Genomic DNA, 22,440 nt, shown 5'->3' with positions numbered 1-22,440 from the left:
GGATCGACCTGCCGCGCGATGTGGAGGAAGGCGTTGTCATAGGCCGGCAGCTTGACCAGCGCGCCGAAGATCCGGCCGCTCGCGGGAATGACGCAGATCGGCTCTGGCGAGGCCATCGCATCGTCGAAAGCGGCCTGGTCGGGCTTGGCCGCATCGCGCAGCACGTCGATATTGGCGCGCGCCAACACCTTGTCAGGCGATTGCATGATCGCGACCACGGGCACGCCGAGCGCCGTGGCCCGCGCCGTCAGGAAGCTGTCGAACCACTTCCGGTCGACGTCATAGGCGGCCTTGGCTCGGGAGAGATCATCGGCGAGCAACCGGATCTCGCGGCCGAGCGACTGGCACTGCGACCCGGCATAGGCATCGGCGACGTCGACGGAGCGGAAGATCGCGTCACGCATGCGATCAGAGAACCAGGGCTCCAGACCCCGCTCGATCGTGACGGTGGCGATCACGGCGACGAGGATCGCCGGCAGCGCCGCGATGATGGAGAACAGGCCGACGATGCGGACATGCAGTCCCGCCGCCGCGGCGCCCGCCCGGCGCGCGCGGATCAGCACGGCGGTCTCGAAGGCGACCACGACCAGCAGCAGCAGGATGAGGAAGGCGTTGAGGACAAAGACGCCGACGACGACCTGATGGACGGGCACCACCGGCGTGACGCCGGACAAGACGAGGAAGGTGACCAGCGCCGAGACCAGCGCGAAGACGACCACCGTCGCGCCCAGCCAGCCGGACACGCGCCGCGGCGTATCCTCGGCGCGCGGCACGATCCTGAGGTCAGTCGGTGAGGCAGACACGATCGCAGACAACTCCCTGGCGGCCGGCGCAAGAGTGCGCCCAGGCCGCGGCGCCGCACTGATGCGCCGCCGCAACGGTGTTGTCAAAATATGACATATGAAAGGCGGAGCTGCGCCGCCCGCGTTTTAGCGCGGTGAGCGCACCACCTGCATGTCGAGCTCGCGAATCTTCTTCCGCAGCGTGTTGCGGTTGAGGCCGAGGAGCTCGGCCGCCCGGATCTGGTTGCCGCGGGTGGCCGCAAGCGCCGCGGCGATCAGCGGCGGCTCGACCTCGCGCAGAATGCGGTGATAGAGCCCTGGCGGCGGGATACTGTCGCCGAAACCACCGAAATACTGGTTGAGATGACGCTCGACCGAGCCCGACAGGGTCTCGGCCCGCTCCTGTGCGGGGCTGCCGGAGAAGCTCGCCGTCGCCGTCGCCGGCTGCAGTTCCGCCTCGATGATCGGGGCGGTGATGGTTTCCTGGGGATAGAGCGCCGCGAGGCGGCGCACGAGGTTCTCCAGTTCGCGGACATTGCCCGGCCAGCGATAGCGTCGCATGACGTCCATCGCTTCCGAATCGATCTGCTTGCGGGGCAACCCCTCCTTCTCCACGAGCGTGAAGAAGTGACGGGCGAGGTCGGGAATGTCCTCGACGCGCTCGCGCAGAGGCGGCAGCCGGATCGGCACGACGTTCAGGCGGAAGAAAAGATCCTCGCGGAATAGCCCCTGGGCGATCGAGATCCGCAAATCCTTGTTGGTCGCGGCGACGATGCGGACATTGGTCTTGATCGGGGTCCGTCCGCCGACGGTGGTGTATTCGCCCTGCTGCAGCACGCGCAGCAGGCGCGTCTGCGCCTCCATCGGCATGTCGCCGATCTCGTCGAGGAAGAGCGTGCCGCCCTCGGCCTGTTCGAAGCGGCCCGAGGAGCGCGTCAGCGCTCCGGTGAAGGCGCCCTTCTCGTGGCCGAAGAGTTCGGATTCGATCAGGTCCTTCGGGATCGCGGCCATGTTGATCGCGACGAAGGGGCCGTTCTTGCGCTTGCCGTAGTCGTGCAGGGCGCGGGCGACGAGTTCCTTGCCGGTACCGGATTCGCCATTGATCATCACCGTCAGGTCGATCGGCATTAGCCGGGCGAGCGCGCGATAGACGTCCTGCATGGCCGGGGAGCGGCCAATCAGCGGGATGTCGTCGGGCTCGGCGGCGTTCGCCCGGGCTCCTTCGCCTCGCGGACGCGACAGCGCCCGGCCGACGATGGCGACGAGTTCCTTCAGGTCGAAGGGCTTGGGCAGATACTCATAAGCGCCGCGCTCGGAGGCCTTGATTGCGGTCATGAAGGTGTTCTGCGCGCTCATGACGATGATCGGCAGCTCCGGCCGCACCCGCTTGATGCGCGGCAGCAGGTCGAAGGCGTTGCCGTCCGGCATCACCACGTCGGTGATGATCAGATCGCCCAGACCCTGGGCGGCCCAGGTCCACAGCGTCGCCGCCTGGCCGGTGGTCCTGACCTCATAGCCAGCCCGCGCCAGGGCCTGATTGAGGACGGTGCGGATCGCGGCGTCGTCGTCCGCGACGAGAATGTTACCGGTGGGCATTCACTGTGGTCCTGTAGGCCTCAATCCGCCTGCCGCGCCCGGAACTGGTGCAGGGGCAGCAGAATTCGAAACGTGGTGCGGCGGGGGACGGATTCGCATTCGACGATACCGCCATGATCCCCGATCACCTTGGCGACGAGTGCAAGTCCAAGGCCACTGCCCTGAGCCTTGGTGGTGACGAAGGGGTCGAACAGGTGCGGCAGCAGATCCGGCGGAACGCCGGGGCCGTTGTCGCGGATGCCGATCTCGAGCGGCAGGGCGATGCGGCCGGCCGATCCCGGCACCTGCATGCGGATGCCGGGGCGGTAGGCGGTGGTCAAGGTGATCTCGCCGTCGATCGACTGCGTTCCAATGGCTTCTGCCGCATTCTTCATCAGGTTCAGCAGCACCTGCACCAACTGATCGCGGTTTCCGGAAACCGGAGGCAGGGACGGGTCGTAGATTTCGTTGAAGCGGATGTGACGCGCGAAGCCGGACTGGGCGAGGCGCTTCACATGGTCGAGCACGTCGTGGACATTGACCGGGTCGCGCTCGGTCGGGCGCTCGTCTCCGAAGAGCTCGACCCGTTCGACGAGCTTCACGATCCGGTCCGTCTCGTCGCAGATCAACTGCGTCAGGATGCGCTCCTCGTCGGGAACCGTCGCTTCGAGCAGTTGCGCTGCGCCCCGAATGCCGGAGAGCGGGTTCTTGATCTCATGGGCCAGCATCGCACCGAGCGCCGTGATCGAGCGGGCTGCCCCCCGATGCGTCAGCTGTCTGTCCATTTTTTCAGCAATTGTTCGTTCTTGCAGCATCAGGACGACCGCGTCACCCTGGCTGGGCAAAGGCGATGCAAACACATCGACGACACGATCGGCTCCGAGCCGGGGCGAACCGAGATCGAGCCGGTACTCGCTGACGCTGGCGCCCCGCCGCTGGACCTCGTCGACAAGCGCCAGCACCGGCGAACCGAAGGCGATCAGATCGTCGAGGCGCTGGCGCTTCAACACGACCGCGCTCGACTGGAAAAAATCCTCGGCGGCAGTGTTGGCATAGAGGATGCCGTTGCGCTCGCCGATGACCACGACGGGCATGGGCAGCACGTTGAGCGCCTGCATCTCGATCCGATCGAGCAGGAAACTGTCCCTTCCCTTTCCGCCGCTCTCGGCGAACGCCATCGTCATACGCAATACCCCGGTTCAGGCCGCAACGCGGCCGCAGGCAGGAGAAAACAGCACGGCCAGTGCCGCGAGGGCCTGGCTCGGATCATCCGTGGTCAGCAGCCGGCGCCGCGCCTCGGCGTCGGGAGTTGCGCCGCTGAGCGCCGCCTCGTCGGCATAGGCCGCCAGATGCTTGCGGGCGTGGCGCACACCCTGGGCCTTGCCCATCAGCGACAGCAGGCCCTCGTAATGCTCGCGGGCGACGGCATGCTTCTGGGCGAGCGAGAGCTCGGACGGCGCGCGCCCATCCAGCGCGGCACCGATCGCACCGACCAGCCAGGGCCGCCCCAGCGCAGCCCGCCCGACCATGACGAGATCGGCACCGGACTGGGCCAGGCACCGCCGGGCATCGTCGGCATTGCGGATGTCGCCGTTCGCGACGAGCGGAAAGGCGCCCGCCGCCCGCACGGCGCGGATCGCCGCCCAGTCGGCGACACCCTTGTAGAATTGCTGGCGTGTGCGGCCATGGACCGTGATCAGCCGCGCGCCGGAGGCCACGGCCCGACGCGCGAGTTCCGGCGCATTGCGGGAGGCATCGTCCCAGCCGAGGCGCATCTTGACGGTGACCGGCACCTTCACGGCGGCGACCGCGGCCTCGACCAGCGAGACCGCATGGTCGAGATCGCGCATCAGGGCGGAGCCGGCCCAGCCGCCGGTGACCTTCTTCGCGGGACAGCCCATATTGATGTCGACGACGGCGGCGCCATTGGCCTCAGCCAGCCGCGCCGCCTCGCCGAGCCAATGCGGGTCGCAGCCGGCGAGCTGGACGACATGCGGCGAGATGCCGGCGCCCTCGGCCCGGATGCGCGCCTCTTCGCTGCCGCGGACGAACTCGTCCGAGGCCACCATCTCGGAGATCACCAGCCCCGCGCCGTGGCGCGCCGCGATCCGGCGCGTGACGATATCGGTCACGCCCGACATCGGCGCCAGCAGGGCGCGCGAGGCGAGGACGACGGGAAGCGATGTGGCCCCGGCGGAGCCCGAATTAAAGGCAACCTGCATCTTGCATATTTATTGGACATTGCTGCGGTTGCGCAAGGGACTCGCACGAAATAGTGCACCGCATCATCAACATGTCCGCGCCGGCCGTCGCCGGGCCTTTGGACTTGGCGTCGCTGCCGCCTGCGACTATCACCGAAGCTCCTCCAGGACCGAGAGCCGTGCCCGCAGAACGAGTTGACACCGCCGCCCCGGTCGCCGCGCTCGTCGTCGCCGCCGGCCGGGGGTTGAGGGCCGGCTTCGAGGCCCCCAAGCAGTATCGTCTCCTCGGCGGCAGCCCGGTTCTGCGGCAGGCGCTGGCGCCTTTTCTGGCGACGCCGGAGGTCGGGCGGATTGCCGTCGTGATCGGGGCCGGGGACGAGGCGCGCTATGCCGACGCCGTTGCCGGCCTCGGCGATGCCCGCATCGTCCCGCCGACGATGGGCGGAGAAACCCGGCAGGATTCCGTCCGTCTCGGGCTGGAAGCGCTGGCGGCTCAGGGCTTTCGCGGGACCGTACTGGTCCATGACGCCGCGCGGCCCTTCCTGACCGAGCAACTGGTGCGCAGCGCCGTGACCGCGATCGGCGACGCGACGGTGGCCGCCATCCCGGTGCTGCCGGTCACCGACACGATCAAACGCCTCGACGACACAGGTCGCATTGCCGAGACGCCGCCGCGCGACCGGCTGGTCAGCGTGCAAACGCCACAGGCCTTCGCGTTTGAGCCGTTGCTGGCGACGCATCGCAAGGCGGCGGCGGAGGGGCGCGCCGGCTTCACCGATGATGCCGCACTGATGGAATGGGCGGGGCATCCCGTCGCGACCTTCGCCGGGGAGCCCGCCAACATGAAGCTCACCCATCCCGAGGATTTTGCCCGCGCCGAGGCGCCGGGCCCGCCGCCGCTCGTCGTGCGGGTGAGCACGGGCTACGACGTCCACGCCTTCGGCGAGGGCGACCATGTCTGGCTCGGCGGCGTCCGCGTCGCGCATGATCGCGGGGTCCTGGCGCATTCCGACGGCGACGTGGCGCTGCATGCGCTCACCGATGCGCTGCTGGGTGCGCTGGCCGAGGGCGATATCGGCACGCATTTTCCGCCGAGCGACCCGCAATGGCGCGGCGCCGCTTCGCACCGCTTCCTCGCCTTCGCCGTCGAGCGGGTCCGGTCGCGCGGCGGTCGCATCGACTTCCTCGACCTCACCCTCATCTGCGAGGCGCCCAAGATCGGCCCGCACCGCGAGGCCATCCGCGCGACGATCGCGGCTGTAGCCGGGCTGCATCTCGACCAGGTGGCGATCAAGGCGACGACCTCCGAACGCCTCGGCTTCACCGGCCGCAAGGAGGGGCTGGCAGCGCTCGCGACAGCCACGATCCGCCTGCCCGAGCCGCCCGCGCCGCCACGCTCGCCCTGATCCACCGGAGGCCGCCGATGCCGTTCGACAGCGAGACCATGCAGCGCGCCACCGCCGTGCTGGACGCTTTCCGGGCGCGGGGCGCTACGGTCGCCACGGTTGAATCCTGCACGGGCGGCCTCGTCGGCGGTGCGCTCACCGCGATTGCCGGCTCCTCCGATGTCGTGCTGGGCGGGCTAATCACCTATTCGAACGAAGCCAAGATGGCGCTCGCCGCCGTGCCCGAAGCCCTGCTCGCCGCCCATGGCGCCGTCAGCGAGCCGGTGGCGCGGGCGATGGCGGAGGGCGGGCGCAGCGCGCTGGCGGCGGGCTTCGCGGTCTCCGTCACCGGCGTCGCGGGACCGGGAGGCGGCAGCGCGGCCAAGCCAGTCGGACTGGTGCATTTCGCCTGTGCCGGACCGGCCGGCACGTTTCATCGCGAGATGCGCTTCGGCCCGCTGTCGCGCGACGAGATCCGGCGGCTCTCGGTGCTGACGGCGCTTGCCATGCTGCTGGAGGCGGCGGAAGGCTGACGCCGCGATCAGGGCGCCAGCTTGCGCCAGATCGCGCCGATGACATCGGCATAGTCGTCGCGCCAGGCGCGGGCCGGACCCGGGCCCGACTGTGCGACCCAGCCTTGTTCGGCGGGCAGTCCGAGATCCTCGGGATGGCGCGCCACGATGGCGACATGCGGGGTGTATTTCCGCTGGGCCATGAGTTCGGGCGTCTGGTTCGTCGGCCGGATCCAGGTGGCGAGACCCCGAGCATGGGCGGTCGCGGTCACGACGGGCCCGAGATCCATGTTGCGGTTGGAGATATGGAACAGGATGGCGCCGCCGGTCCTGAGCTTGCTCTGGTAGAGGGCGATGGCCTCGGTCGTCATCAGATGCACCGGGATCGCGTCCGACGAAAAGGCGTCGACGACGATCAGGTCGAGCGAGGCCGGCGCGGCATCGGCCAGCGTCAGCCTGGCATCGCCGAGCACGATTCGCGCAGTCGGCGCGCAACCGGCGAGGAAGGAGAAGCGGCTCGGGTCGGCGGCCATCCGTGCGACCTCGGGATCGATCTCGAAGAAGGTCCAGTCCTCGCCCGGGCGCGTCTGGCAGGCGAGCGAGCCGGTGCCGAGCCCGATCGCCGCGACCGCACCGAGCCGGCCGCCGCGCACCTGCCGCACCGCATCGATGCCGTCGGCGATGCCGCCGCCGGTGTAATAGTAGCTGAGCGCCTCTGGCCGACCGGAAACGAGGCTGCCGTCATCCTGCCGCAGCCGCTGCGCGCCATGGACCGTGCTGCCATGGACGAGGACGCGGAAACGGCCGTCCGGGCTGTCGACGATCCGGTTCACGCCGAAGAAGGAGCGCACGGAATCGCTGCGCTGCTGCTCGGTGACGACGAGCGCGATCAGGCCGACGACGACGGCGCCGGTCAGGCCCGCCCGCACGGGGCCGGACAGGCGAATGCCGGTGAAGCCGGGGCGGCAGAGCAGGCCTGCGACGATCAGGATCGGGTACTCAACGACCGAGTTGAACAGCAGCGGGGCGAGCAGCCCGCAGAACAGGCCACCCAGCACGCCGCCCAGCGACATCCACAGATAGAAGGCCGTCAGGTTCGCGACATCGGGCCGGCGACGGGCGAGTTCGCCATGGGCGACCATCGCCGTGGTGAAGAACAGCCCGAGATGCAAAGCGAGTTCACCGGCCCAGCCGATGCTCCACTGGAAGAGCATCTTGAGGATCAGGGCCGCCACGAAGACGAGCTGGGCCGTCAGCATCCAGCCATGCCGCAGCAGCGGGCGGCTCTGAAAGACGATGACGAAGGTCAGGAGGAACAGCGCAAGCGGCACCACCCAGAGCAGCGGAACCGAGGCGACATCGGTCGAGAGATGCGCCGTCACAGCAACGAGCAGGCCCGAGGGGACGAAGGCCAGCCCGACCCAGGCGAGCTTCTGGCGCCCGGTGACGGACGTCGCGGCTGCGGTGGCCTGCGGCGCGGAACCATGCGTGTCGCCTGCGCCCAGCGCCAGACCCGCACAGGCCGCGATCGCCGCAAGGAGCAGGCCGAAGCCCCAGCTCCAGGCCAGGGATTGCAGGGAGAGCGTCAGCACCGGCTCGATCAGGAAGGGATAGGCGATCAGCGCGAGGAAGCTGCCGACATTGGAAGCGGCATAGAGGAAATAGGGATCGGCCGCCCGGGGATGGCCGGAGCGGGCGAACCAGGCCTGCAGCAGCGGGCCGTTGGCCGCGACGGCGAAGAAGGGCAGCCCGACGGAGGCGGCGAAGAGCGCGATCAGCCAGAGCGTCGCTCCCTCCTGCGGCGGACGCTCGAAGCCGGCGGCGATGCCGATCGGCAGGCCGACCAGCAGGACGACCGCCATCAGCGCGAGATGGATCAGCGCCGCCCGGCGGAGGCTGAAGCGGCCGACGAGCCAGTGGGCATAACCGTAGCCGGCGAGCAGCGCCGTCTGGAAGAAGACCATCGCCACCGACCAGACGCCGGGCGACCCGCCGAGCTTCGGCAGCACCATCTTGGCGAACATCGGCTGGATGCCGAAGAGCAGGAAGGCCGAAAGGAAGAGCGTCGCCGCAAAGACCGGCATGGTCATGGTCAGCCGCCGCGTGGCGCCCAGGCTCGGTGCAGGGGTAGACGACATCTTCATGTCCGGTCTCCGATCTCTCGCCGGAAACCTGACAGCAACAGTTTAAGACGCGGTGACCGCCCCTCTCGTTGCGTCATCGCCATAGACGAGATCGGCCCGGCGCTCGAACGCTTCGGCGAATTTGCGGAAGGCCTTGTCGAACATCGCGCCCATCAGCAGGCCGAGCATGCGGCTGGCGAATTCATAGGAGATGAAGAAGCCGATCTCGCAGCCGCGTTCGTGCGGCTTGAAGGTCCAGCGGTTCTCCAGATAGCGGAACGGTCCGTCGACATATTCGACAAGGATCCGCAGGTTCGCCGGGTCCAGCGTGACGCGGCTGGTGAAGGTCTCGCGGATCGCCTTGTAGCCGACGCTCATATCCGCCAGCAGCACCTCGCCCCCGCCCTCCTGCGGCGTGCGGCGGCGCACGGTAAGCCCCTCGCAGAGCGGCAGGAACTGCGGGTATTTCTCGACGTCGGCGACGAGCGCGAACATCTGCTCCGGGCTGTGCCTCACCCGGCGGGTGTTGTTGAACATCGGCATCGGAAACGTGCCTTCTCAGCCGCGGCTGTTGTGGCCGATGCCGACCTTCGCCTCGCGGGCGGCGCGCAGCCTGGCGAAATCCTCCCCCGCATGGTGCGAGGAGCGCGTCAGCGGCGTCGAGGACACCATCAGGAAGCCCTTCACATAGGCGATCGCCTCGAAGCCCTTGAACTCCTCGGGCGTGACGAAGCGGATCACCGCATGGTGCTTGCGCGAGGGGGCGAGATACTGGCCGATCGTGATGAAGTCGACATCGGCCGAGCGCAGATCGTCCATCAGCTGCAGGATCTCGTTCCGCTCCTCGCCGAGGCCGACCATGATGCCGGACTTCGTGAAGATCGTCGGGTCGAGCTCCTTGACCCGCTGCAGCAGCCGCAGCGAATGGAAATAGCGGGCGCCAGGGCGCACCGTCAGGTACTTGCCCGGGACGGTCTCGAGATTGTGGTTGAAGACGTCGGGCTTGGCCGCGACCACGACCTCGAGCGCGCCGGGCTTGCGCAGGAAGTCCGGCGTCAGGATCTCGATGGTGGTGCCGGGCGAGGCCTTGCGAATGGCGCGGATGACCTGGGCGAAATGCTCGGCGCCGCCATCCTTGAGGTCGTCGCGATCGACCGAGGTGATCACGACATGCTCGAGCCCAAGCTTGGCGACGGCCTGGGCGACCTTCGCCGGCTCCAGCGGGTCGAGCGGCTGGGGCACACCGGTCTTGACGTTGCAGAAGGCGCAGGCCCGCGTGCAGGTGTCGCCCATGATCATGAAGGTGGCGTGCTTCTTTTCCCAGCACTCGCCGATATTGGGGCAGCCGGCCTCCTCGCAGACCGTGACCAGCTTCTCCGCCTTCACGATCTTCTGGGTTTCGGCCCATTTCGGCGAACCGGGCGCCTTGACGCGGATCCAGTCCGGCTTGCGCAGGATCGGGTTCTCGGGCCGCTTCTGCTTCTCCGGATGGCGCAGCTCCGCCGCGGCCTGAGGGGCCTCGGATTTCGGATTGCCGATATTGGGCCGCGGATCGCGGTTGAGCAGGTCGAGGACGAGAGCCATCGGGACAGGATCCATCGCGGCGGCCCCTGGCCGCCGCCTGATCCCTAGCTAATCGTCCCGGCAGCGCAGGGCAACCTTCGGCACGCCGGGTCGCCCTGTCGCAGGGCGTTCGCCCTGCGGATCAGCGGCGCCCGCGGGCCGCGTTCCAGATCACGATCACGACGACCGCGCCCGCGATCGCCGCCGCGAGCGTCCGCCAGAAGCCGAAGATCGCGATGTCGAGCAGTTCCGCCAGACGGCTGCCGAGGAAGGAGCCGGCGACGCCGACGAGCATGTTGGTGAAGAGGCCATGATCCGAGGAGGTGATCTTCTCGGCGATCCAGCCGGCGAGCATGCCGATGAAGATCGTGGCGAAGAAGCCATAGCCCGGCTGCGCCATGGTGGCGGCGAAGTTTTCCATTGTCGTATCGTCCCCCAGACCGCGGGCCCAGACCTGTTCCATCCCGCGCCCTCCCCTCAACGAGCAGAGTCATGCGCGGTTCCACGCCGCGCGTCATCCTGTTCGCCTCAAAAAGGCCCGCACGCCGGCAGACGATCGACGGTGGCTTCCGCCAGCGGTTTCTTGAGCATCAGCCGAAACAGGGACGTCCCGCCCATGCTCGCGCCCCCACGTCGCTTCGCCATGAGAAAGGCCCGTCGCCGCGGCCAGGGCCCGCCGCCGCGCTCGCCATGGCGCCCGCTCGTCGTGGCCGTCGCGATGATGGGCGAACCGGCCTTTGCCCAGGCGAACGAACGCCGCTGGCATGCCACGGGCTATGTCAGCCGCTGGGTCAACACCGATCTGCTGGAGGTGCCGCAGCGGGCCGCCACCGGCAATCTGCGCTTCTCCGACACCAACTTCGTGGGGGGCGGCCTGTCGCGCGTGATCGTGCCGTCCTTCACCGTTCCGCTGCCCTTTACCGATATTGCCCTTCCGGGCAACCGCATCGAGGTCGAGGGCCAGCTGTTGCGGCATTTCGGCGGCCAGCAGCATTGGGAGACGACGCTGGCTTTGATGTTTCGGACCGGTCAGATTCCCTTGGCCGGTGGCCTGAGTGTCAATTTTGCGGTTGGCGAGGGGCTGTCCTACGCATCCGAGCGCCCGCGTTTCGAAGGTGCCGTCGATGTGCGCCCGACGCGTTTTCTGAACTACCTCGCCTTCGAGGCCGAGTTCGCGCATGCCTCCGTGCCGGGAGTGTCCCTCGTTGCGCGCCTGCATCATCGCTCGGGCATCTTCGGCTTGATCGCTCCCCAGAAGTCGGGCTCCAACTTCATCGGAGCCGGGCTGCGGATCGACCTGAACTGAAGCTCACCTCAGGCGATGAAGCGGGCCAGCAGCACCACGAGGATCGCGCCGATCACGGCCATCGCCATCTCATCGAGGCGGGCATAGCCGGTGCGCACCCGCCAGCCGGTGAGGCGCACCAGCCCCTGCCCGACCAGCATGCCGAGCAGGCCGACCACGGCATGGCGCAAAAGCCCGCCACCGCCGACGACGAGACTGGCGGCGAAGCCCGTCACGGTGCCGAGCGCCACCGTCGGCGCGATCACGCGCCAGTCGAGCACGAGGCCGCGGCCGGGCGGGAGGATCTCGACCTGCTCGTCGGGCACGATCGTGTCGGGGTCTCTGGGTTTGCGGGTGCGCGGCGCCATGGCCGGGATATGCGGATGCGGGGCTGCGAAGTCGAGGGGGACCGCCAGCGGTTTTATTCCGGAGCCCCGGCGTCATCCCGGACGGAGCGAAGCGGAGATCCGGGATCCATTCCGGAACGGTTCAGGCATGGATCCCGGATCGGCGCGGCTGCGCCGCTTGTCCGGGATGACGCCTCCGTTTCGAACGCGAGCGCTGCTCTACGCATTCAGCGCCTTGCCATAGGCGTCGAGCACGCTCTCCTTCATCACCTCCGAGATCGTCGGATGCGGGAAGACGGTGTGCATCAGCTCTTCCTCGGTGGTTTCGAGGTTCATCGCCACGACGAAGCCCTGGATCAGCTCGGTGACCTCGGGCCCGACCAGATGGGCGCCGAGCAGCTTGCCGGTCTTGGCGTCGAAGATCGTCTTGGCGAGGCCGGAATCCTCGCCGAGCGCGACCGCCTTGCCATTGGCGACGAAGGGGAAGCGGCCGACCTTGATCTCGTGGCCGGCGGCCTTGGCCTTGGCCTCGGTCAGGCCGACGCTGGCGATCTGCGGGTGGCAATAGGTGCAGCCCGGGATCATCAGCTTGTCCATCGGATGCGGGTGGAGGCCCTTGATCGCCTCGACGCAGATCACGCCCTCATGCTCGGCCTTGTGGGCGAGCATCGGCGGGCCGGCGACATCGCCGATGGCATAGAGGCCCTTCACATTGGTGCGGCAAAGATCGTCGATGACGATGCAGCCGCGATCGGTCTTCACGCCGAGCGCCTCCAGGCCCAGGTTTTCGATGTTGCCGACGACGCCGACGGCCGAGATCATGCGGTCGGCGGTGATCGTGAGCTTTCCGCCCTTCTCGTCCTCGATATGGGCGGTGACGCTGTCGGCCCCCTTCTCGACCTTGGTGACCTTGGCCGAGGTCAGGATCTTGATGCCCTGCTTCTCGAAGGCCTTGCGGGCGAAGGCGCCGATCTCGGCATCCTCGACGGGCACGACCTGCGGCATCACCTCGACCACCGTCACCTCGACGCCCATGGTGCGGTAGAAGGAGGCGAATTCGATGCCGATGGCGCCCGAGCCCATGACGAGCAGGGACTTCGGCAACTTGGCCGGCACCATCGCCTCGAAATAGGTCCAGATCAGCTTGCCGTCCGGCTCGATGCCGGGCAGCGCGCGCGGGCGGGCACCGGTCGCGACGATGATGTGGTCGGCGGTGTAGGTGCCCTCGCCCTTGGCGTTCTTCGGCGGCGGCACCTGCGGCTGCATCGCCGGCTTCTTCGTCGGCGCGACCTGGATGGTGCCCGGCTTGGTCAGCACCGCCTCGCCCCAGATCACGTCGACCTTGTTCTTCTTCATCAGGAACTGGACGCCGTTGTTCATCCGCGCCGCGATGCCGCGCGAGCGCTTCACCACCGCCTCGAGATCGGCCTTGAAGGTGCCCTCCAGCACCAGCCCGTAATCCTTGGCGTGCTGGCCGTAGTGCAGGATCTCGGCCGACCTCAGAAGAGCTTTCGTCGGGATGCAGCCCCAATTCGAGCAGATGCCGGCGAGATGCTCGCGCTCGACGATCGCCGTCTTGAAGCCGAGCTGCGCCGCCCGGATCGCCGCGACATAGCCGCCGGGGCCGGAGCCGATGATGATGATGTCGTAGTCAGCCATGGATCACCTGAACTCCTCCCCTCCCGCATGTCGGGAAGGGCTGGGGGTGGGGGTCGGCGGACAGCGCGAGAGCTGCCCGGATAGAACGGCGAAGATCGTGTCGACCACCATCTCCGCCTCGGTCATGATCTGCCGGTTGGTGAAGCGCAGGACCGTGAAGTCGTTGGCTTCAAGCCAGTCGGTTCGGCCGGCGTCGCAGCGCAGCGCCCGGTCGGTCCCGTGCTGGTCGCCATCGACTTCGATGACCAGCCTCGCCGCAAGACAGGCGAAGTCTGCCACATAAGGACCCAGCGCGACCTGCCGGCGGAAATGGGTGCCATCCTGAGGCAGGCGGTTGCGGAGGAGCATCCAGAGCCGCTTTTCAGGCTCGGTCAGGCTGCGGCGAAGCTTGGGTGCGTTCCGCTTGGCTGCTGGAGTGGCAACCCTTGAGCGATCTCGCAGGAACCGCATCGCGCATCTCCCAGTGGAGAGTCCCGGCTTTCCGCCCCCCACCCCTGCCCCTCCCCACGAGGGGGAGGGGTTAGGTCGAGGTGTCATCGCATCATCGTCAAGCTCGTCGCCAATCGCCCAAACGCTTCCCCTCCCCCTGGTGGGGAGGGGATTGGGGTGGGGGGCGGGCGACTGGGTGCTCCGCATCACGAAATGCGGATCACACCAGCATCGCCATCGGCTTCTCGATATAGCCCTTGAAGGCGGCCAGCAGCTCGGCTCCGAGCGCGCCGTCGACGGCGCGGTGGTCGGTCGAGAGCGTCACCGACATCACGGTTGCGACCGCGAGCTGACCGCCCTTGACCACGGCGCGCTGCTCGCCGGCGCCCACCGCCAGGATGGTCGCATGAGGCGGGTTCACGATCGCGGCGAAGTCCTTGACTCCGAACATGCCGAGATTGGAAACCGCCGTGGTGCCGCCCTGATACTCCTCCGGCTTCAGCTTGCGGGCCTTGGCGCGGGCCGCCATGTCCTTCATCTCGTTGGAGATCTGCGACAGGCTCTTGTGGCAGGCATCGCGGATGATCGGCGTGATCAGCCCGCCCGGGATCGAGACGGCGACGCCGACATCGGCGTGCTTGTGCTTGAGCATGGCGCTCTCGGTCCAGCTCACATTGGCGTCTGGCACCGCCTTCAGCGCCAGGGCCAGGGCCTTGATCACCATGTCGTTGACCGAGAGCTTATAGGCCGGCTTGCCGTCCTTCTCTGGCGCGGCGGCGTTGAGTTCGCCGCGCAGCTTGAGCAGGGCGTCGAGTTCGCAATCGACGGTGACGTAGAAATGCGGGACGGTCTGCTTGGCCTCGAGCAGGCGGCGCGCGATCGTCTTGCGCATGCCGTCATGCGGCACCTCCTCATACGAGTCCGGCGCAAACAGCTTCTTGACCTGCTCGTCGGAGGGGCCCGCCGCCAGCGGCGCAGCCGCAGGCTTCGGTGCCGTGGCCGGGGTAGCTCCCGGCGCGGCAGCCGGCGCCGCCTTGGCGCCGCCGCCGGTCTTGGCGGCCTCGATGTCCTTCTCGACGATGCGGCCATGGGGGCCCGAGCCCTGGACCTTCGACAGGTCGAGACCGGCCTCCTTGGCGAGGCGGCGCGCCAGCGGCGAGGCGAAGGGGCGCTCGCCGGAGGATGCGGCCGGGGCCGCTGCGGGAGCGGCCGGAGCGGCGGCAGCCGGCGCAGCCTTGGGCGCTTCGGCCTTGGGAGCCTCGGCAGCCTTCGGTACCTCGGCCTTGGCCGGTGCGGCGGCCGCCTTGGCGTCCTCGCCTTCGCCGGCGATCACGCCGATGATCTCGTTGACCGCGACATCGGCCGTGCCCTCAGGCACGACGATCTTCGCCAAAATGCCCTCGTCGACAGCCTCGACTTCCATCGTGGCCTTGTCGGTCTCGATCTCGGCGATGATGTCGCCGGACTTGATGGTGTCGCCTTCCTTCTTCAGCCATTTGGCGAGATTGCCCTTCTCCATCGTGGGAGAGAGCGCGGGCATCAGGATGTTGGTCGGCATCGGTTGCGCCCCTTCTCAGCGATAGCAGACGGCCTTGGCCGCCGCGACGACCTCGCCGATGTTCGGCAAGGCGAGCTTCTCGAGGTTCGCGGCGTAGGGCATCGGCACGTCCTTGCCGGTGACGCGGGCGACGGGGGCGTCGAGATAGTCGAACGCCGCTTCCATGATCTTCATGCCGATCTCGGCGGTGACGCCGGACTGCGGGAAGCCCTCCTCGACCGCGACGCAGCGGTTGGTCTTCCGGATCGAGGCGACGACGGTCTCGATGTCCATCGGGCGGATCGTTCTGAGGTCGATGACCTCGGCCTCGATGCCCTCCTTGGCCAGCGCTTCCGCCGCGCCGAGCGCATAGGTCATGCCGATGCCGAAGGAGACGATGGTGACGTCGGTGCCCGGGCGGGCGACCTTGGCCTTGCCGATCGGGATCAGGAAGTCGTCGCCCTTGGGCACATCGAAGGAGCGGCCGTAGAGGATCTCGTTCTCGAGGAAGATGATCGGGTTGGGGTCGCGGATCGCGCTCTTGAGTAGGCCCTTCGCGTCGGAAGCGCTGTAGGGCATCACCACCTTGAGGCCGGGCACGTTGGAGTACCAGGCGGCGTAGTCGTGGCTGTGCTGGGCGCCGACGCGGGCGGCCGCGCCGTTGGGGCCGCGGAACACGATCGGGCAGCCCATCTGGCCGCCGGACATGTAGAGCGTCTTGGCGGCGGAGTTGATGATCTGGTCGATCGCCTGCATGGCGAAGTTGAAGGTCATGAACTCGACGATGGGCTTGAGACCCGTCAGCGCCGCACCCACGCCGATGCCGGCGAAGCCATGCTCGGTGATCGGGGTGTCGATGACGCGCTTGGCGCCGAACTCCTGCAGCAGCCCTTGCGTGACCTTGTAGGCGCCCTGGTACTCCGCGACCTCCTCGCCCATGACGAAGACGTCGCCGTCGCGGCGCATCTCCTCGGCCATGGCGTCGCGCAGCGCCTCGCGGACCGTCATGCTGACGATCTCGGCGCCTGCGGGGAACTCGGCGGAGGCGTCGTAGCTCTTGGGCGTCGCCGGCGGGTTGGCGACGGCCGATTCCGCCTTGGGCGCGGCGGCGACCTGCGGCGCCTCGCCGACCGCGGCCGGAGGAGCCGACTGCGCCGCCTGGGGCGAGCTCGCGGCCGGCTTGCCGGCCTGCCCGGCACCGCCGCTGGCGGCCGCCTTCGCATCCTCACCCTCAGCGGCGATGATGCCGATCGGCGTGTTGACCGCGACGTTCTCTGTGCCGTCGGCGACCAAGATCTTAGCGAGGATGCCCTCGTCGACCGCCTCGACCTCCATGGTCGCCTTGTCGGTCTCGATCTCGGCGATGATGTCGCCGGCCTTGACGCTGGCGCCCTCGGCTTTCAGCCATTTGGCGAGCTTGCCCTGCTCCATCGTGGGCGAAAGGGCAGGCATGAGAATGTCGATCGGCATGAACGCACCCGGAATGATTGGACGAGGCGAAAGGGAAAGGCGGCGCGGCGCAGGCCCTCAGGCCTTGGCCGGCTCCAGCAGGATGTCCGTGAACAGCTCCGAGGCATCGGGCTCGGGGTCGTGCGTCGCGAACTCGGCCGCGTCGTTGACGATCTCGCGGACCTTGGCGTCGATCGCCTTCAGCTCGTCCTCGCCGACCTTGAACTCGCGCGTGAGGCGGCCCCTCACCTGCTCGATCGGATCGTGCTCCTCGCGCATCCGCTGGACCTCGTCCTTGGAGCGATACTTCGCCGGGTCAGACATGGAGTGGCCGCGATAGCGGTAGGTCTGCATCTCCAGGATGTAGGGTCCCTGGCCCGAGCGGGCGTGCTCGATGGCCCGCGTCGCGGCATCGCGCACGGCGCGCACATCCATGCCGTCGACCTGCTCGCCGGGAATGCCGAAGGAGACGCCGCGGCGGGAGAAATCGGTCTGGGCCGAGGCGCGGTTGACCGAGGTTCCCATGGCGTAGCGGTTGTTCTCGATGATGAACACGACCGGCAGCTTCCAGAGCTGGGCCATGTTGAAGCTCTCATAGACCTGGCCCTGATTGGCCGCGCCGTCGCCGAAATAGGCGAGCGAGACGCGCCCGTCCTCGCGGTACCAGTTGGCGAAGCCGAGCCCGGTGCCGAGCGAGACCTGGGCGCCGACGATGCCGTGGCCGCCATAGAAATTCTTCTCGCGGGAGAACATGTGCATCGAGCCGCCCTTGCCGCGCGAATAGCCGCCGCGCCGCCCGGTGAGCTCGGCCATCACGCCGCGCGATTCCATGCCGCAGGCCAGCATATGGCCGTGGTCGCGATAGCCGGTGATGACCTGGTCGCCCTCTTTCGAGGCCATCTGCATGCCGACGACGACCGCTTCCTGGCCGATATACAGGTGGCAGAAGCCGCCGATCAGGCCCATGCCGTACATCTGGCCGGCCTTCTCCTCGAAGCGGCGGATCAGCAGCATCTCGCGATAGGCGTGGAGGTCTTCCTCCTTGGTGAAGACCGCCATGTTGCTGGGCGCGGCGGTAGACGCCTTGTCGGCGCCGGCCTTGGCCGTTCGCGCCTTGGCCGGCTTGGCGGCGGATTTGACGGGGGCGGCAGCTTTCGTCTTGCGCGCGGCAACGGCCATCGGCGGTCCTCCAAGGTCACTCGACCTTGGTTGTAGAGGATCGCAAAACCCTTGGCGAGGCGGCTATCTCGCATTGCAGCATGAGACAAGCCCTTGAATCCAATGGGCTTTCAAAACGTAACCGAATTTCAGTTAATCGATACGTCCGGGACTATTTGCCGACGTCGCCGCTTCCGTCAGCGACCCATCAGGATGACGTCGTTCTTGTGGACGCGGCCCAGGCCGTCGCGGGCCCGCTCCTCGAGCACGTCGCGGTCGACGGCCTCGTCGCGCACGAGCGAGAGCCGGTTCTCCCAGAGCTTGCGCTCCGTGGTCAGCGTGGCGAGCTCGACCTCCATTGCGCGCAGCGAGTCCTTCAGGGTGTCGCGGGCATCGAGGCCGCGCGAGCCGTGCTGGGCGTGGAACAGGAAATAGCTCACCGCAGCGCCCGACACGAGGTAGAGCGCAAGGGTGATGAGGACCGATCTGACGCCACGACGGATGACCATGCCAGCAGCGTTAGGCCGCCGTGGTTTCCGACCGGTTAACGCGGTTGCGTCACTGCGACCGCACCGTCGGCCTGCGGCGGCCGGCCGTTGGCCACCGCGACCAGATCCGCTTCGATCCGACGGGCGATCGGCAGGCGGTAATGCACCCGGTCCCAGTAGTTCTCGTCGCGCCGGGTGATCGGCGAGTTCAGCGCATAATCGATCACGGTGGCGCCGTGGCGGGCGGCCATCGCGGCGAGGTCCCGCTTGCAGGCGTCATAGTGCTGCCCGCCGATCGACCCCTCCCGCGGCATCATCGCGTAATGGGCCGGCGGCAGCACGAGCAGGACCCGCGTCTGCGGTGGCAGGCGGGACAGCGCCTGGTCGAGCCAGTCCAGCGCCGGGAAACGCCATTGCGCCCGCGCCTCGGAGGAGACGGATTCGGGCGGGACAATCGGCCCCGGCTCGGGCGCGACGCCGCCGCGGTCGGCATAGAGATGCATCCGGGCACGGGCGAGATCGTAGAGCGGCTCGGGCGGGGTGAAGACCTCGTAGCCGTCGCCGCGAATGCGCTCGGGCATCAGGCCGAGGTGGTGCGCGAGCAGGCGTGCGGCGATCTCCAGCGTGGTCAAATTCATCAGCTGCGGCCAGTCGCGCCAGCCGACGCCGTCATAGAGCCAGGGCGGAAAGGGCCGTGGTGTCAGCCGCTTGGCCGGGTCGGTCGCATCGGCTTCGCACCAGGTCGAATCGATGCCCCAGAGCACCGAGCGGGGCGTGGCGACCTGCCTGGCGAACAGGTCCGCCATCTGGATCTGTTCCCAGGGTGTCGCCGCGTTCATGGCGAGATTGGCAAAACGCCCGCCGATTCCTTCCGACAGTGCCGCAGGATCGAGCAGGCGCATGGTCGAGGTGCCGAATATGGCCGAATCGAAGCGCCCGGAGCGGACCAGCTGCGGGTACATGAAGCGCTGGTTGATATCCATGATCGGGCGCGGCGGGTGCCCGTTGACGACCCGCAACCCGAAGGGATCGAGCGCCGAGGCAAAACCCCACAAGACCAGCAGCGTCACTGCGACGCTGCCGAAGAACCCGATCGTCCAGCGTGTCCAGGCGGCCTGCGCCTGCGATCGCTCGGTCTCGTTCATCCCGTCTTCGTCCCGAATCCGCAGGGCCCGGCGTGGCCACCGAGCCACCTCCGCGCTGCATTGCCGCGCTTCTGCCATGGAAAGGCAGGGCGGAACAATGTTGACCCGCAGCCGGGGCATCCGTATGTCAGCGCCGGTGAGGGCGGGTAGCTCAGTGGTAGAGCACGTGACTTTTAATCATGTGGTCGAGGGTTCGATCCCCTCCCCGCTCACCACGGTCGCTCCTTGAGCCCCCCAACCCTTTCCGCTGCGCGTCCTGCGCTCTACCCCAGCCGCCGGACCGGCGGGCGCGTGATCGGTGCGTGCTGCGGCGCAAAGCCCTTTCCGCGCGCCCCCCATGGGCCCGCCCCCTTGATGCCGAGCGCCGGCCAGCCGGGATCGGCATAAGCGCCGAGTTCGTGGCAGCGGTGGCGGATGCGCTCGCGCTCCGTGGTCGCATCGGCGCACATCGAGACCTGACCGCGCGGCCAGAAGGCCTGCGCCGGAACCGCTCCGATGACGAGGAGGGCGGCTGCGACCGCGAGTATTCGTATCATGGCAAGCCCCTGCCCCCGACGAGGCAGCCTCCCGCCGCCCCTCGCCTCATCAGGCCGTTAGACCTTTTGAGGAAGACTTAAGCGGCGCTTTATCTCCGGCGATGGCGCCTTCGGCCGCCCGCGCCCGCATGTCGTGGGAACCTGCCGGGCGCTGGCGGGTCTTTCCGGGACGGGGGCGAGCAGCGGAGGCCAGCCATGCGCGTGTCGGTCGATCATTCAGCCCATCGCGGCGAGCCGGACCAGCCGCACATCCGGATCGAGACGCTCGACGACTACGAGCGGGCCACGCGCCGGATCGCAGCGCTCGACGCCTCGGCCTGCGGCGAGGCGGAGGAGCGCGAGCGGGCCGCCCTGGTCGAGGCGATCACCGCCTGGGACCGGCGGCATGACGACGCGTCGGGATGGCGCGATCCAAGCTGAGCTGACGAACGCGCCCGCTGTCGGCGTCCCCGTCGCGCTCGTTCCCGTGGACGGGCGTCAGATGTCGTTGCTCGCATTCAGCTGCTCTGGCCGCAGGCCTTCGTCGACACTGCTGTCCTGCGACAGGGAATCCGGCTGCCGCGCGGCCCAGGCCACCAGCACAGCCCGGGCGGCGTCCGCGAGCGCCGAGCCGGGAAGGCGCTCGAGCCGATAGCGCTCGAGAGCATCCCGTTCCGCAGGCCCGAGTGTGATCGTCACCGTCGTCTCGCTCATTACCGATCCTCCCCGTAGCGTGCGCCGCACCTGCGAGCCCAACCGTCGGCGTTTGGCAGCGGTTCCGCCTCACTCCAAAAAGCCGGCCAACACCAAACGAAAGGCCCGTCCTGCCGGATCGACCGCCGGCTTTGCGCGCAAAAAAGCGGCAAGGACTGTGAACAATCCGCGCCAGCGCGTGTTGATGAAGCAGACCGTCGCAAGGCGGATGCCCCACCGAAGGAGGACACCATGTTCAAGCACCCCCTCGCCGCCACCTCGCTCGCTCTCGCCCTGATGAGCGCCACGGCGATCGCCCAGACGACCGCTCCGGCGCCGGCGACTCCCGCCGCCCCGAATTCCACGGTGGCCCCGTCCACCGCCGCGCCCGCAGCTTCCGGCGCTCAGTCCACCCTCGCGCCCGAAAACCAGGCGATGCGCGGTAACTGGCGTGCGTCCAAGCTGATGGGCGTCGACATCTACGGCCCGGACAACGAGAAGGTCGGTGACGTCACCGAAGTCCTGATCGACAACACGGGCAAGATCACCGGCATCACGGTCGGCGTCGGCGGCTTTCTCGGCATCGGCGCCAAGGACGTCGCGGTCAAGTTCGAAGAGGTGAACTGGAGCATGCAGCCGATGACGGCGACCGCCACGGGCACCGCCGCCACCGGAACCAATGCCGGGACCACCGCGCCCGGCGCGGCCGGCACCGCTGCCACCGCGCCCCGTGCCACGGGGACGGCCGGAACGGCCGCCACGGCGCCGATGGACCAGATGTATCCGGACCACGGCAAGATCAACATGACCAAGGATCAGCTCAAGGCCGCTCCGGCGGTGACCTACTCCAACACCTGATCCGGCCCAGCGTCGAGGCGCCCGCCGTCCACCCGGACGGCGGGCGTTTTCACGTCTGGTCGCGTTCGCGTTCTCCGGCCAGTCTCCCGAGCGCAGCCGGCAGATCGTCGGCGATCAGGCCCCGGCCCAGCGCCTCCCCCGCTTTGCCGTGCAGCCAGACCGCGGCGCAGGCCGCTTCGAAGGCGGGCATCCCCTGCGCCAAAAGGCCCGCAATGGCGCCGCCGAGCACGTCGCCCGACCCGGCGGTGGCGAGCGCAGGGTCTCCGGTCGTGTTGATGACGGCGCGACCGTCCGGCGCCGCGACGACCGTATCGACGCCCTTCAGCACCACGACCGCCCGCGCATGGGCTGCGGCCCGCTGCGCCCGCACGAGCTTGGACGCGGCCTCGCCGATATGCGCGACCTCGGCAAACAGCCGCTGGAATTCGCCTTCATGTGGGGTAAGCACGCAGGCGCCGTTGCGCCGGCCCAGCAGGTCCGGCAGCCTCGGCCCGGTGGCGGCGAGCAGGGTCAGCGCATCCGCATCGAGGACACAGGGCACGTCGCTGCGCAGCACGGCCATCACCGCGTCGCGCGCCGTGGCATCGAGCCCCAGCGCCGGACCGATGAGCACCGCCGAGAGCCGAGGCTCGCGCAGCAACGCCGACAGTTGCTCGGCATCGTCGACCGGGCGCTGCATCAGCGCATCGGGGCCGCGGGCGGCGTGCGCCGCGAGCGCCACGGGACGGCAGGCGAC

The 22,440-nt window shown here is 68.4% G+C and carries 23 protein-coding genes, 1 tRNA gene and 1 pseudogene; 6 read left to right on the top strand and 19 right to left on the bottom strand.

Features of this window, described 5'->3' with window-relative positions; genetic code table 11:
- The 4 genes and pseudogenes from Q8M82_RS06825 to dusB all read right to left on the bottom strand — a co-directional run.
- Positions 1–803: pseudogene (locus Q8M82_RS06825) on the bottom strand (PAS domain-containing sensor histidine kinase); the annotation flags it as partial.
- Between the two features lie 126 nt (positions 804–929).
- A complete protein-coding gene (gene ntrC, locus Q8M82_RS06820) occupies positions 930–2,378 on the bottom strand; it encodes a nitrogen regulation protein NR(I) (protein ID WP_305690621.1) in 1,449 nt (482 codons plus the stop codon).
- A gap of 20 nt (positions 2,379–2,398) precedes the next feature.
- A complete protein-coding gene (locus Q8M82_RS06815; protein ID WP_305690623.1) occupies positions 2,399–3,475 on the bottom strand; it encodes a two-component system sensor histidine kinase NtrB in 1,077 nt (358 codons plus the stop codon).
- 81 nt (positions 3,476–3,556) lie between these two features.
- Positions 3,557–4,579, bottom strand: coding sequence for a tRNA dihydrouridine synthase DusB (dusB, locus tag Q8M82_RS06810; protein ID WP_305690620.1), 1,023 nt, complete (start codon positions 4,577–4,579; stop codon positions 3,557–3,559).
- 158 nt (positions 4,580–4,737) lie between these two features.
- Here dusB and Q8M82_RS06805 point away from each other — a divergent pair, with 158 nt between their 5' ends.
- Positions 4,738–5,964 (top strand): bifunctional 2-C-methyl-D-erythritol 4-phosphate cytidylyltransferase/2-C-methyl-D-erythritol 2,4-cyclodiphosphate synthase, encoded by a 1,227-nt coding sequence (locus Q8M82_RS06805; RefSeq protein ID WP_305690619.1) that lies wholly within the window; start codon positions 4,738–4,740, stop codon positions 5,962–5,964.
- Positions 5,965–5,981: 17 nt separating this feature from the next.
- Positions 5,982–6,476: a CinA family protein gene (locus Q8M82_RS06800; protein ID WP_305690618.1), complete on the top strand. Its 495-nt coding sequence runs from the start codon at positions 5,982–5,984 to the stop codon at positions 6,474–6,476.
- A gap of 8 nt (positions 6,477–6,484) precedes the next feature.
- Here the strand turns inward: Q8M82_RS06800 and Q8M82_RS06795 are convergent, their stop codons facing one another.
- The 4 genes from Q8M82_RS06795 to Q8M82_RS06780 all read right to left on the bottom strand — a co-directional run bounded on the left by Q8M82_RS06795 (position 6,485) and on the right by Q8M82_RS06780 (position 10,604).
- Positions 6,485–8,599, bottom strand: a complete 2,115-nt coding sequence (locus Q8M82_RS06795; protein ID WP_305690617.1) for a fused MFS/spermidine synthase — start codon at positions 8,597–8,599, stop codon at positions 6,485–6,487.
- Positions 8,600–8,641: 42 nt separating this feature from the next.
- Entirely contained in the window at positions 8,642–9,121 is a 480-nt protein-coding gene (locus Q8M82_RS06790; protein WP_305690616.1) for a type II toxin-antitoxin system RatA family toxin, read from the bottom strand.
- A 15-nt stretch (positions 9,122–9,136) separates the two neighbouring features.
- Positions 9,137–10,162, bottom strand: a complete 1,026-nt coding sequence (gene lipA, locus Q8M82_RS06785) for a lipoyl synthase (RefSeq protein WP_305690615.1) — start codon at positions 10,160–10,162, stop codon at positions 9,137–9,139.
- Between the two features lie 121 nt (positions 10,163–10,283).
- Positions 10,284–10,604 (bottom strand): GlsB/YeaQ/YmgE family stress response membrane protein, encoded by a 321-nt coding sequence (locus tag Q8M82_RS06780; RefSeq protein ID WP_371126261.1) that lies wholly within the window; start codon positions 10,602–10,604, stop codon positions 10,284–10,286.
- 99 nt (positions 10,605–10,703) lie between these two features.
- Here Q8M82_RS06780 and Q8M82_RS06775 point away from each other — a divergent pair, with 99 nt between their 5' ends.
- Positions 10,704–11,447: a hypothetical protein gene (locus tag Q8M82_RS06775; RefSeq protein WP_305690614.1), complete on the top strand. Its 744-nt coding sequence runs from the start codon at positions 10,704–10,706 to the stop codon at positions 11,445–11,447.
- An 8-nt stretch (positions 11,448–11,455) separates the two neighbouring features.
- Here Q8M82_RS06775 and Q8M82_RS06770 read toward each other — a convergent pair whose 3' ends face one another.
- The 8 genes from Q8M82_RS06770 to Q8M82_RS06735 form a co-directional block, all read right to left on the bottom strand.
- A complete protein-coding gene (locus tag Q8M82_RS06770) occupies positions 11,456–11,794 on the bottom strand; it encodes a GlsB/YeaQ/YmgE family stress response membrane protein (protein ID WP_305690613.1) in 339 nt (112 codons plus the stop codon).
- Positions 11,795–11,992: 198 nt separating this feature from the next.
- A complete protein-coding gene (lpdA, locus tag Q8M82_RS06765) occupies positions 11,993–13,432 on the bottom strand; it encodes a dihydrolipoyl dehydrogenase (RefSeq protein ID WP_305690612.1) in 1,440 nt (479 codons plus the stop codon).
- 3 nt (positions 13,433–13,435) lie between these two features.
- Positions 13,436–13,882 (bottom strand): endonuclease domain-containing protein, encoded by a 447-nt coding sequence (locus Q8M82_RS06760; RefSeq protein WP_305690611.1) that lies wholly within the window; start codon positions 13,880–13,882, stop codon positions 13,436–13,438.
- Between the two features lie 199 nt (positions 13,883–14,081).
- Positions 14,082–15,419, bottom strand: a complete 1,338-nt coding sequence (locus Q8M82_RS06755) for a pyruvate dehydrogenase complex dihydrolipoamide acetyltransferase (RefSeq protein WP_305690610.1) — start codon at positions 15,417–15,419, stop codon at positions 14,082–14,084.
- Positions 15,420–15,434: 15 nt separating this feature from the next.
- The gene (locus Q8M82_RS06750; RefSeq protein ID WP_305690609.1) at positions 15,435–16,868 is read right to left on the bottom strand and encodes a pyruvate dehydrogenase complex E1 component subunit beta; all 1,434 of its coding nucleotides are present in this window, start codon (positions 16,866–16,868) and stop codon (positions 15,435–15,437) included.
- A 57-nt stretch (positions 16,869–16,925) separates the two neighbouring features.
- On the bottom strand, positions 16,926–17,906 hold the full coding sequence (gene pdhA / locus Q8M82_RS06745; protein ID WP_305690622.1) for a pyruvate dehydrogenase (acetyl-transferring) E1 component subunit alpha: 981 nt from the start codon (positions 17,904–17,906) through the stop codon (positions 16,926–16,928).
- Positions 17,907–18,202: 296 nt separating this feature from the next.
- Positions 18,203–18,514 carry an FtsB family cell division protein gene (locus Q8M82_RS06740; protein WP_305690608.1) on the bottom strand — a complete coding sequence of 104 codons (312 nt, stop codon included), beginning with the start codon at positions 18,512–18,514 and terminating at the stop codon, positions 18,203–18,205.
- A gap of 35 nt (positions 18,515–18,549) precedes the next feature.
- Complete coding sequence (locus Q8M82_RS06735; RefSeq protein WP_305690607.1) at positions 18,550–19,638, bottom strand: hypothetical protein; 1,089 nt, start codon at positions 19,636–19,638, stop codon at positions 18,550–18,552.
- 140 nt (positions 19,639–19,778) lie between these two features.
- Between Q8M82_RS06735 and Q8M82_RS06730 the strand changes: the two genes are divergently transcribed.
- Positions 19,779–19,853, top strand: a tRNA-Lys gene (locus Q8M82_RS06730).
- 48 nt (positions 19,854–19,901) lie between these two features.
- Here the strand turns inward: Q8M82_RS06730 and Q8M82_RS06725 are convergent.
- A complete protein-coding gene (locus tag Q8M82_RS06725) occupies positions 19,902–20,174 on the bottom strand; it encodes a hypothetical protein (RefSeq protein WP_305690606.1) in 273 nt (90 codons plus the stop codon).
- Positions 20,175–20,369: 195 nt separating this feature from the next.
- Here Q8M82_RS06725 and Q8M82_RS06720 point away from each other — a divergent pair, with 195 nt between their 5' ends.
- A complete protein-coding gene (locus Q8M82_RS06720) occupies positions 20,370–20,594 on the top strand; it encodes a hypothetical protein (RefSeq protein ID WP_305690605.1) in 225 nt (74 codons plus the stop codon).
- Positions 20,595–20,651: 57 nt separating this feature from the next.
- On the opposite strand, the gene Q8M82_RS06715 is transcribed toward Q8M82_RS06720, so the two are convergent.
- Positions 20,652–20,867 (bottom strand): hypothetical protein, encoded by a 216-nt coding sequence (locus Q8M82_RS06715; RefSeq protein ID WP_305690604.1) that lies wholly within the window; start codon positions 20,865–20,867, stop codon positions 20,652–20,654.
- 231 nt (positions 20,868–21,098) lie between these two features.
- Here Q8M82_RS06715 and Q8M82_RS06710 point away from each other — a divergent pair, with 231 nt between their 5' ends.
- Positions 21,099–21,704, top strand: coding sequence for a PRC-barrel domain-containing protein (locus Q8M82_RS06710; protein WP_305690603.1), 606 nt, complete (start codon positions 21,099–21,101; stop codon positions 21,702–21,704).
- A 49-nt stretch (positions 21,705–21,753) separates the two neighbouring features.
- Here Q8M82_RS06710 and Q8M82_RS06705 read toward each other — a convergent pair.
- Positions 21,754–22,440 (bottom strand): NAD(P)H-hydrate dehydratase (locus Q8M82_RS06705; RefSeq protein WP_305690602.1); only part of this gene is annotated, 687 nt, incomplete at its 5' end.

The organism is Allobosea sp., from assembly GCF_030694325.1.
Taxonomy (GTDB): Bacteria; Pseudomonadota; Alphaproteobacteria; order Rhizobiales; family Beijerinckiaceae; genus Allobosea.
This window is presented reverse-complemented; position numbering and strand designations above follow the sequence as displayed.